Genomic DNA, 8,991 nt, shown 5'->3' on the forward strand with positions numbered 1-8,991 from the left:
TGATGGTCGGCGCGGCGGCTATCGCGGAGGGCGTATCGGTCCAGATCACCGTCACGCCGGGCGTGGGCGTCAGCGTCACCGGCTCCGGCGTGTTCGTCCACACGATCGCCAGCGTCGGTGTTTCGGTGGGAACCGCCGTGGCCGTGGGCATCGCCGGAACGTCACTCGCCGCTTCCGTCGCCTCCGCCACCGCAACCAGCGCCAGATCGCCCTCGATCTCTACCTGCGCGCGCAAAATCCAGCCGGGCTGGCCATCGATGGACACGCGCAAAAAGCTGCCGTCCGGCGACGCGCCTTCGACCGGGATGCGCTCCCGCTCGTACAGCGACGTGAACGGCTCGGCGTTGCGATCCGGCGCAGGAAACACCATCGCGCGCTCGACGGCGACCACGGCAACAGGAGCGGCAGCGGTGGGCGCGGTCGTGGGGGCGGGCGTCGCACTGTTCCCACCGCACGCGGCCAGCAGGGTCACGGCGATCAGCGCTGCGACCACGCGCCAACGGTAGACGGCTGGATGGCAGTTGATCCAGGCGAGCAGGTGCATAGGACTCTGGCTCCAACTTCGGGTGTGGACGAGCAACAGGCGGCGATTGTAGCGCGGCCTGGGTCTGGGAACCAACCCGCTATGATACCAGTCGGGGACATCTCTGGGGAGGACCGGTTAAGCGCTGTCTTCGGGATCTTTCTCCAGCACACTGGCAATCGTGCGTACCAGTTCGTCCGGCTTGATCGGCTTCACCAAAAAGCTGTCGGCCTGAAACGTGAAGGCCGACTGTTGGAAGCGCGGATAGGCGGTGAGCACGACGATGCGCGTATCTTTGAGGGCGGGCATTTGCCGGATGCGCTGCATCACCGCCTCGCCGCCCAGCATCGGCATGAGCATATCCATCACGATCACGTCGGGCGTCTGGTTCATCAAAAACTTGAGCGCTTCCGCCCCATTGCCCGCCTCGAACACCGTGTAGTCCCGGCGCTCGAGGATCATGCGGTAAATGGTGCGCAGTTCCCTATCGTCATCCACAATCAGAACGGAATACCCCATAATCCATTTCCTTCGTCCGCTAGCAGCCCACATGTTAGTTAAGTATATTAGGATTTAACTATTCGCGCATGTGAGTAAAGCCATGCGGATAGGGTAGATTGTTCCCCTACGCGCACAGCCCAAAACCTTTTTGCCACAAAAAAACAGGCGATCCCATTCACAGGGATCGCCTGTCATTACTCCGAATACTGTGCGTCCGCTAAGCGGGTTCGCTGAGCGTCTCGGTGGGCTGCTCTTCGCTGAAGGTCAGGTCATCCGTATCGGGGTTGTGGTCCACGATCACGGTGCTGCCCAGCTTGATATCGCCGTTCAGGATCACGTCCGAGAGCCGGTCTTCCACCATGCTGGTGATCAGGCGGCGCAGCGGGCGCGCGCCGTAGTCAGGATCGTAGCCCTTGTCGGCCAGATAGGTCTTGGCCGCTTCGGTCGCGTGCAGCGTGATGGCGCGGTCCGCGAGCCGCTCGTTGACCTTCTTCATCTCCAGCTCGACGATGCCCTTGATTTCCTCGCGCGTCAGCGCCCGGAAGACCACGGTCGCGTCCACGCGGTTGAGGAATTCGGGGCGGAACGTGCGGCGCAGCGCATCGATCACGGACTTCCGCATCTCGTCGTAGTCCTCGACCGGCTCGCCCTCTTCGCCGACGGTCGGCAGGCCGAAGCCCAGGGTCGTACCGCGCTTGATCGTCTCCGCGCCGACATTGCTCGTCATGATGATCATGGCGTTGCGGAAGTCTACACGGCGGCCACGCGCGTCCGACAGGTGCCCTTCTTCCATGATCTGCAAGAGCATGTTGAAGGTTTCGGGATGCGCCTTCTCGATTTCGTCGAAGACGACGATGCTGTACGGGCGGCGGCGCAGCGCCTCGGTAAGCTGGCCTGCGTCCTCGTAGCCCACGTAGCCGGGCGGCGCCCCCGTCAGGCGGGCAACCGTATGGCGTTCCATGAACTCACTCATGTCGAGCTGGACCAGCGCGTCTTCGCTGCCGAACAGGAATTCGGCCAGGACCTTGGTCAGCTCGGACTTTCCGACGCCCGTCGGGCCGAGGAAGATGAACGATCCGATCGGGCGGCGCGGGTCCTTCAGGCCAGCACGCGAGCGGCGAACCGCCTTACTGATGGCCTCGATGGCTTCGTCCTGCCCGACGATGCGCTTGTGCAGCTCTTCTTCCATGTGCAGCAGGCGCTCGGATTCTTCCTGCGCGATGCTGGTCACCGGGATGCCGGTCCACATGCCCACCACTTCGGCCACGTCTTCGGCGGTCAGGCGGGCGTGCTGCGTCTCAGGATTCCAGTGCTTGCTGTACTCTTCGAATTCATCCTCAAGCTCGACCAGGCGCTGTTCCATGCTTTCGCGCTCTTCGGGGCCAAGCTCCCCGCCCATGATCTCGATATCGTCCTTGATGGTCGAGATCTCGCCCTGCAGGCGCTTCACGCGCGAGGACTCGGGCGACTTGTACATGCGCACGCGGCTGGAGCCTTCGTCGATGAGGTCGATGGCCTTGTCGGGCAGGAAGCGGTCGGGCACGTAGCGTGCCGACAGCGTCGCCGCAGCCTCGATGGCCTCGTCGGTGATTTCCAGATTGTGATGCTCTTCGTACGGCGTGCGGATGCCGTGCAGGATGTCGATCGTTTCCTCGATGGTCGGTTCTTCGACCATCACCTTCTGGAAGCGGCGCTCCAGAGCCGCGTCGCTCTCGATGTGGCGGCGATATTCATCGAGCGTCGTTGCGCCAATACACTGAAGCTCGCCGCGGGCCAGGGCCGGTTTGAGGATATTGGCCGCATCCACGCTGCTGCCCGCCGACCCCGCGCCAACCAGCATATGCACTTCGTCGATGAAGAGAATGCTGTCGGACGTCTTCAGTTCTTCGATCACCCGCTTGAGGCGTTCCTCGAACTGGCCGCGATACATCGTACCGGCGACCAGCGAGCCGACGTCAAGCTGCAAAACGCGCTTGTTCAGCAGAGGAGCGGGCGCGTCGCGCGCAACGATGCGCTGCGCCAACCCTTCCACAATGGCGGTCTTACCGACACCCGGCTCGCCAATCAGGGCCGGGTTGTTCTTCTGGCGGCGGCTGAGAATCTGGATCACGCGCTCGATTTCCATCTGGCGACCGATCACGGGATCGAGCTTCCCCTGTTCGGCCAGGGCCGTCAGGTCCGTTGCCAGCTGATCCACCATGGGGGTTTTTGCTCCACCGCCGCGCGGCGCGCGTTCCTGCGGGGCTTCGATCGAACGACGCTGCGACGATTGCAGCGGGTTCTCCTGAAGCACGCGGCGCGTCTGGCGGCGAATTTCATCCGGGCTGATGCGCAGTTCTTTGAGCACATCCATCGCAACGCCATCGGGGTGACGCACGAGGCCCAGCAGAAGATGCTCGGTCCCGATGTAGTGATGCCCCATCCGGCGCGCTTCATCTACAGCCAGCTCCAACACCTTCTTGGTGGCTGGCGAAAGGTCCATGCGCGAAACACCAGGGCGCTTATTGCCGCTGGTGAGTTTTTCAACGAGCTGTTCGACCTGGTTTTGACGCAGGCCCAGTTCACGGAGTACCCGTCCGGCTACACCACCTTCTTCCCGCATCAGGCCCAAAAGCAGATGCTCGGTCCCGATGTAGTTGTGCTGCATCCGTTCGGCTTCTTCCTGAGCCAGGCTCAGGACTCGGCGGGCGCGCTGGGTAAAGCGCTCCATTTTGTTAGACACTGTGTCCCTCCTCATCCCCTCCGGCGCACTTGGCGTTAGGTCACAGCCTAACGGCGGGTAACCACGATGCTAACGGTGGGGTGCCATCGTGACTTGGAATACATTCCGCCACACTGCTTATTTTAGCCGATACACCATCAACTTCACCAATTTATTACATGAAAATCTCATTAAAACTTTGTAGATGTAACGTTAGATCCCTCATCCCATCGTATGCGGCTACCCTTACTCTTATTCTAGTGATTTTTTTGCTGGCTTGAAACAGGCGGTGGAGGACCGTTGGACGATCGCCCAGCGGTCGCAATGTCTGAACGGCAGATGCTAAGAAGTCCCATCCACCCACGGACGGGACCTCTGTCACCCTTCATTAGAGGAGGTCGACGGGCTTATGCTTCGTCTTCGTCCGTGGCTTCGTCTTCAGCAGAACCGGCGTCAGGAGCGGTTTCTTCGGCGGGCTGTGACGCACCGCTCGCGCCCTGCTCGAATTCATCGACCAGGGCTTCCCAGTCCTGATCCATGAACTTGGCCGAATCCACCTGCCGCAGCGACAACCCCAGCCGGCGCTGGTCGGGATCGATCTTCACGATGCGCAGGGTCAGCACGTCACCGACGAGCACGACTTCACGCGGGTGGCTCACCCGGTAGTCGGCCAGCTCGGAGATGTGGATCAGCCCTTCGATTTCGGGCGAATCGACCAACCGCGCAAACGCACCAAATTTGGTCAGCTTGGTCACGCTGGCCTGGACGAGCTGCCCGACTTCGTACTGGCGCAGCACGTCTTCCCAGGGGTCCTGCGCTTTGCGCTTCAGGCTGAGGCCGATGCGCTTGCGGTCACGGTCCAGGCTGATCACCTCGACCTCGACTTCCTGCCCCACTTCCAGCAACTCGCGCGGGTGCGTCACATGCTCCCACGACAGCTCGGTGAGGTGGATCAGGCCGTCGGCCCCGCCCAGGTCTACGAACGCGCCAAAGTCCGCCAGGCTGATGACCCGGCCCTTGCGCACGTCCCCGACCTCAAGCTCTTCCAGCAGGCGACCCTTTTGCTGCTCGCGCCATTCGCGGGCCGCAGCACGCTCGGAGAGGATCAAGCGGTTGCGAGCGCGGTCGATCTCGACCACCTTGACCGCGATGTCCTCGCCCACCATCTCACCCCAACGTGCTTCGGGATTTTCGCCCTCAGCGCGGCGCTGGCGCTCGCGGCTGACCTGGCTGGCAGGCACGAAACCGCGCACCTTGCCAAACCGCACGATCAGGCCGCCCTTGTTATAGCCCGCGACTTTGCTGTAATACACGTCCTGGCTCTGGTGATAGTCTTCGGCCATCTGCCAGTTGCGCTCTTCTTCGGCGCGTGCCAGCGACAGCACAGGACGCCCATCGCTGCCCCGTGCCTTGAGCACGTAAGCGATGACCGGATTCCCCGGCTTGAGCGCTTCCAGTGCCACACGGTCCATCCGTTCCAGTTCGCGGCTGGCAACCACACCTGTTACACCTTCGCCCAGGTCCACAAGGACCTCGGTGGGGCTGGTGTCAAGCACCGTGCCTTCGACGATAGACTTCGCCTTCAGGCCGCCGGGTTCTTCCGACGTTTCGGTGTCGCTGGCCGCAGAGTCCTGCTCCTGAGTCTCGTCCGCGTCGGACTGCACATCGACGCTCGACTCAGGCTGAGTCATGTCCGCCGCGAGTTCAGGAGTCTCGTCCTGAGGTGCGGCTGTAGTGTGCTCGGTGTCCGGTGCGCTCTCTTCTGGGAGCATTTCGTCGCCGAGATCAGGGTTATTCGGCATCATGGAAGTTTGTTCTCCGATACTATCGAGTGCACGGGCATTATACCTAGTGGGCGAGCAAGAATCAACCGTCCACACTATTTTGGGGTGTAATAATAAAGCCAGCATGACAAGCGTACCAGAGGATCAAATAAGAATGAATTGATTAGGTTGTCCACAGCCCGGTTCTCATGTAGAATAAATGCAAGTCAAAAAATTTACGTTGGCGCTTCCACAGCGCCCCTATGATTTTCCAACCTATCCCAATGGCCCATTCGCCCTCTTGCGGCGACATGAGCCTTCAAAACCGGCCCTGTGTTCCTGCTTACCCTGCGACCTGTCCCTTCATCCTGATCTATCCGGCAGCCCGGTCGCCTCAACGCTTCCATCCCAGGAACACGTGATCTCTGCCTCGTTGGCACTGTTCTGGTATCTGCTGGCAGCCGCTCTGGCTGTCTCTATTAGCGTCCTGACCAGGAGGTCATCGCCCGAATCTTTCATACATCAGGAAGATTCCCCTTTTATGATCGAAAGGAATTCAACCCATGTCTTTGACACTATCAACTTATGCCCCACTGATTCGCAGCAACATTCACACTCTGCCCCAGTTCAAGGCTCTCCGCCCGGAACTTCAGCAGACGATTTTGGCCGTTTCCGCCGTGTTTCCCTTCCGCGCGAACCGTTACGTGGCGGACCTCATCGACTGGCAGCGCGTGCCGAACGATCCGCTCTACCAGCTTACGTTTCCCCAGCGCGGTATGCTCGCGCCGGAGGATTTCGCCGCCGTGCACCGGCTCATCCGGCGGAACGCGTCCGCTGCGGAGCTTCAGCCGGTCGTCAACGAGATCCGCATGCGCCACAATCCGCACCCCGCCGGGCAGATGACGTATAACGTGCCGCACCTCAACGGTGAGCCGCTGCCGGGCCTCCAGCACAAATACCGCGAGACGGTGCTGTTTTTCCCCAGCCGCGGCCAGACGTGCCACGCCTACTGCTCCTACTGCTTCCGCTGGGCGCAGTTCATCGGGGACCAGGATCTGCGCTTTGCCGCAAAAGATTCATCCGGCCTTACCGCGTACCTGCGCCACCATCCCGAAGTCACCGACGTGCTCTTTACGGGCGGCGATCCGGCGGTGATGAAAACGCGCTTCCTGCGCGACTACATCGAGCCGCTGCTGGCGCCTGATCTGGCGCACGTGCAGTCGATCCGCATCGGCACGAAGGCGCTCGCCTACTGGCCGCAGCGCTTCGTCACCGACGATGACGCCGACGACCTGATGCGCCTGTTTGAAGAGGTCATCGCATCGGGACGCCATCTGGCGATCATGGCGCACTTCAGCCATCCGCGTGAGATGTCCACGCCGGTCGTGCAGCAGGCGATCCGGCGGCTGCGTGACGTGGGCTGCGAGATCCGCATGCAAGCGCCCATCATCCGCCACGTGAACAACGATCCGCAGGTCTGGGCGGCGATGTGGCGTCGCGGCGTGGGGCTGGGCATGATTCCCTACTACATGTTTGTCAGCCGCGACACCGGCCCTAAGAACTACTTCGAGGTGCCGCTGGGCGAATCGGCGTTGATCTTCCGGCAGGCGTACAACCAGGTCTCGGGGCTATCGCGCACGGTGCGCGGCCCGGTGATGTCGGCCACGCCCGGCAAAGTGCTGATCAACGGCATGACGCAGATCGAGGGACAGCGCGTGTTCGTGCTGACGTTTTTGCAGGGCCGCGATCCCGACTGGGTCGGACGCCCGTTCTTCGCGCGCTACGATCCGGAGGCCACGTGGCTGTTCGATCTGGAACCCGCCTTTGGCGCGCCCGCCTTTTTCTTCGATCCGGGAACGGAATACGCGGCGGCTTCGTAAAGCTGCCGGTCGGGGCTGGTGACACCACAGGGGGGTAGACCAGCGCGCACAGTTATCTATCACGTTTTTTGAGTACAGCCCCGCATCCCGCTTCGATTTCCTCAGCGTCTGCCACATCCGGCAGGCGCTGTGTTTTTCGGGTGGCCGCCAGCGAACTATGGGTCGTTTTACAGCAAAAACAAGGGCTGAGGGCTGGGATATCACTAGGAAGTGAAGTCCGATCGCCCGTATAACTCTATGAACTTAAAGACGACAGGCGGCATTTGCCCTTACACTAACTACTAAAAATGATCGGCAGAGCTGTTCTGAGATGGAGGTCATGATGAGCCAACCGATTGTGATCGTCACCGGGGCCTCACGCGGCCTGGGCGAAGCAACCGCGCGCATGCTGGCGCAGATGGGCGCACGGCTCGTGCTCAACGCGCGGTCCAGCGACGAGCTGGTGGCCGTGGCCGGGCGCATCCGGTCGGCGGGCGGCACGGCGGAGGTCGTCGTCGGAGACGTGAGCGCGCCGGAGATCTGCGAGCGGCTGATCCAGACCGCGCTCGACCGGTTTGGCCGCATCGACGTGCTGATCAACAACGCCGCCGTCCTGGAACCGATCGCGCCGATCGGTGAGGCGGCGCGCGACGACTGGACGCGCCACATGGCGATCAACGTCATCGGCCCAGTGCTGCTGACCCGCGCGGCGCTGGCCTCGCTGCGGGGGCGGAAAGGGCGCGTGATCAATATATCGAGCGGAGCGGCCATCCATCCCAAAGCGACGTGGGCTGCGTACGGCGCATCGAAAGCGGCGCTCAATCACCTGACGAGCGTGCTGGCGCTCGAAGAGCCGGAATTGACCGCGCTGGCCGTCGCGCCGGGCATCATCGACACCGAAATGCAGGCGCTCATCCGCGAGCGTGGCAAAGGGACCATGCACGAGAAAGATTACCAGCGCTTCGTCGGCCTGCACGAGCGTGGTGAGCTGCGATCCCCGGAGGAGCCGGGCCGCGCGCTGGCCGTGCTGGCGCTGCACGCGCCGCACGAATGGTCCGGCATGTTCGTCTCATGGGACGAAGAACGCATTACCGAACTGGTGAAGCAGCACACGAGCGCATAAGCGCGCGTCCGGCCCCAAGTTGTAATACATGGCGCACCGCCAACGCATTTACCAGTAGACCCGCCTGCACACAGGAGCGCCTATGGAAAGCATGGTAAATGCGTTGGCAAACGAGCCGTCCCTCATCGCGCAAGCCCGGATCGACCCGGCTGCGTTTGCCGCGCTCTACGACCACTACTTCCCGCGCATCTACAACTACACGCGTTACCGCGTGTGGGATGCCCAGGTCGCCGACGACCTGACCGCCCGCGTCTTCGAGCGCGCGCTGGCCGATCTCGCCGCGTACCGCCCGGAGCGCGCGCCATTCGGCGCGTGGCTGTTCGGCATCGCGCGGCACGCCGTGAGCGATCACTTCCGGCGGCAGAAGCGCCGCCGCTGGCTGTCGCTCGACCTGCTGCACCGCGTGCCCAGTCCCGATCCCCCGCCCGACGAGCTGGCCGCCCACGCCGAGACGCGTGACCGGCTGCTCGACGCCGTAGCCGCGCTGGGCGACCGCGAGCGCGACCTGATCGCGCTCAAGT

The 8,991-nt window shown here is 62.4% G+C and carries 6 protein-coding genes and 1 pseudogene; 3 read left to right on the forward strand and 4 right to left on the reverse strand.

Translation table 11 applies throughout. The features are described 5' to 3' along the window. The 4 genes and pseudogenes from V7116_RS15980 to V7116_RS15995 form a co-directional block, all read right to left on the reverse strand. Positions 1-544: pseudogene (locus tag V7116_RS15980) on the reverse strand (hypothetical protein); the annotation flags it as partial. 117 nt (positions 545-661) lie between these two features. Further along, positions 662-1,042: a response regulator gene (locus tag V7116_RS15985; protein ID WP_324392950.1), complete on the reverse strand. Its 381-nt coding sequence runs from the start codon at positions 1,040-1,042 to the stop codon at positions 662-664. A 199-nt stretch (positions 1,043-1,241) separates the two neighbouring features. Beyond that, positions 1,242-3,746 carry an ATP-dependent Clp protease ATP-binding subunit gene (locus V7116_RS15990; protein WP_324392951.1) on the reverse strand — a complete coding sequence of 835 codons (2,505 nt, stop codon included), beginning with the start codon at positions 3,744-3,746 and terminating at the stop codon, positions 1,242-1,244. Positions 3,747-4,132: 386 nt separating this feature from the next. After that, positions 4,133-5,530 (reverse strand): 30S ribosomal protein S1, encoded by a 1,398-nt coding sequence (locus tag V7116_RS15995; protein ID WP_324392952.1) that lies wholly within the window; start codon positions 5,528-5,530, stop codon positions 4,133-4,135. Positions 5,531-6,051: 521 nt separating this feature from the next. Here V7116_RS15995 and V7116_RS16000 point away from each other — a divergent pair. From V7116_RS16000 to V7116_RS16010, 3 genes are all read left to right on the forward strand, one after another. Beyond that, entirely contained in the window at positions 6,052-7,368 is a 1,317-nt protein-coding gene (locus tag V7116_RS16000; RefSeq protein ID WP_324392953.1) for a KamA family radical SAM protein, read from the forward strand. A 322-nt stretch (positions 7,369-7,690) separates the two neighbouring features. Next, complete coding sequence (locus V7116_RS16005) at positions 7,691-8,470, forward strand: SDR family NAD(P)-dependent oxidoreductase (RefSeq protein ID WP_324392954.1); 780 nt, start codon at positions 7,691-7,693, stop codon at positions 8,468-8,470. A gap of 82 nt (positions 8,471-8,552) precedes the next feature. Next, a partial coding sequence (locus V7116_RS16010) for a sigma-70 family RNA polymerase sigma factor (RefSeq protein ID WP_324392955.1) occupies positions 8,553-8,991 on the forward strand: 439 nt, incomplete at its 3' end.

This window comes from Aggregatilinea sp. (genome assembly GCF_036822615.1).
Lineage (GTDB): Bacteria > Chloroflexota > Anaerolineae > Aggregatilineales > Aggregatilineaceae > Aggregatilinea.

Excerpts from the sequence above, each read along its gene's own strand:
- V7116_RS15985 (WP_324392950.1), bottom strand. The coding sequence starts at position 1,042 with ATGGGGTATTCCGTTCTGATTGTGGATGACGATAGGGAACTGCGCACC.
- V7116_RS15995 (WP_324392952.1), bottom strand. The coding sequence starts at position 5,530 with ATGATGCCGAATAACCCTGATCTCGGCGACGAAATGCTCCCAGAAGAG.
- V7116_RS16000 (WP_324392953.1), top strand. The coding sequence starts at position 6,052 with ATGTCTTTGACACTATCAACTTATGCCCCACTGATTCGCAGCAACATT.
- V7116_RS16005 (WP_324392954.1), top strand. The coding sequence starts at position 7,691 with ATGAGCCAACCGATTGTGATCGTCACCGGGGCCTCACGCGGCCTGGGC.